This window comes from Pseudomonas sp. K5002, from assembly GCF_013386655.1.
Taxonomy (GTDB): domain Bacteria; phylum Pseudomonadota; class Gammaproteobacteria; order Pseudomonadales; family Pseudomonadaceae; genus Aquipseudomonas.
Genome location: NZ_JACARK010001298.1, coordinates 1 through 1,361, shown reverse-complemented (window position 1 = coordinate 1,361; position 1,361 = coordinate 1). Strand labels below are relative to the sequence as shown.

The window sequence follows — 1,361 nt, the reverse complement described above, 5'->3', positions numbered from 1 at the left end:
AACTGCTGCTTTACGGGGTTAACTGGAACGCCATGTTCAGCAACGGCACGTTCTCCTTTGGCCTGATCACCGGCGGACCGCTGGCCGCCGCCACCGCCGGTGGCCTGGCGGCAGCGGGCAGCGGTTCGGGCAATACCAATATCGACGGCATGCTCGACGCGTTGCAGGCCAACGGGATCCTGCAAATCCTGGCCGAGCCGAACATCACCGCCATGACCGGGCAAACGGCGAGCTTCCTGGCGGGCGGCGAAGTGGCGATCCCGGTGCCGGTGAATCGGGACCTGGTGGGGATCGAATACAAGTCGTTCGGCGTGTCGCTGCTGTTCAACCCGACGCTGCTGCCCAACGGCCGTATCGCCCTGCAAGTGCGCCCTGAGGTCAGCAGTGTGGTGAGTGGCGGCACGGTGGATTTTGGCAATTTCCATGTGCCGTCGTTCAGCGTGCGCCGCGCCGATACGCGGGTGGAAGTGGGCAGCGGGCAGACGTTTGCGATTGCCGGTTTGTTCCAGCGTGAGAGCAGCCAGGACATCGAGAAGCTGCCGTTGCTGGGGGACTTGCCGATCCTGGGCAACCTGTTTCGCTCCAAGCGTTTTCAGCGCAATGAAACCGAATTGGTGATTTTGATTACGCCGTACCTGGTGGAGCCGGTGCGCAGTCGCACCCTGGCCACGCCGCTGGATGCGCAGCCTGCGACCGCCGCAGCGGCGGGGCCGCGCAGTGGTGGGGCGTTTGGTTTCTACATGAATTGATGAGGGGGCATGGCATGAAAGTTTCGCGTTTGTTGATGTGTTTGCCCCTGTTGGTGGTGGGCTGCAAGACGCATCTGGCGCCGGTGTATTACTCGCCGCAGTATCAGGCGGACGGGGTGCCAAGCCAGTGCCAGCAGCCGCCGGCCAAGGACGAGATTGGACTGGACGAGGATTTCAAGGCGACCTTGCCGCTGGGCTGTGCCAACAATTTGAATTTGATGCAGATGGTGGAGCAGCGCCAGGATTTGAATCAGGGGCGGGCGACGGGGCCTGCGATGGCGGCGCCGGTTGGGCGGGCGGCGCAGGTGTATATCGAGGGGTTTGATCGGGAGCAGTTGCAGCGGCGTCAGGCTCAGCAAGAGGCCAAGGCTGGCGCTCCGGGAGCACAGCAATGACCCTGCGTTCACATGTCCTCTGTGGGAGCTGGCTTGCCTGCGATAGCGGTATTCCAGGCCCAGCAGATCCATCTGCCACACCACCATCCAAATGTGGGAGCGGGCTTGCTCGCGAAAGCGGACTGGTAGGCGACCGGGATCTTGAAGCTTACCGCGTACATATCCATTCCTGCGGTAACGGCCACTTAGGGTTCCGCTCTTACAGCGGGTCACTTTT

Annotated in this window: 2 protein-coding genes; both read left to right on the top strand. The window is 62.4% G+C overall.

The genetic code is table 11. The features are described 5' to 3' along the window. Positions 1-749, top strand: a 749-nt coding sequence (locus HX846_RS35835) for a type II and III secretion system protein family protein (protein WP_372242059.1), incomplete at its 5' end; no start/stop codon positions are given. Positions 750-763: 14 nt separating this feature from the next. Next, complete coding sequence (locus HX846_RS35830) at positions 764-1,144, top strand: hypothetical protein (RefSeq protein WP_087694648.1); 381 nt, start codon at positions 764-766, stop codon at positions 1,142-1,144. Positions 1,145-1,361 lie beyond the last annotated feature (217 nt).

Excerpts from the sequence above, each read along its gene's own strand:
- HX846_RS35830 (WP_087694648.1), top strand. The coding sequence starts at position 764 with ATGAAAGTTTCGCGTTTGTTGATGTGTTTGCCCCTGTTGGTGGTGGGC.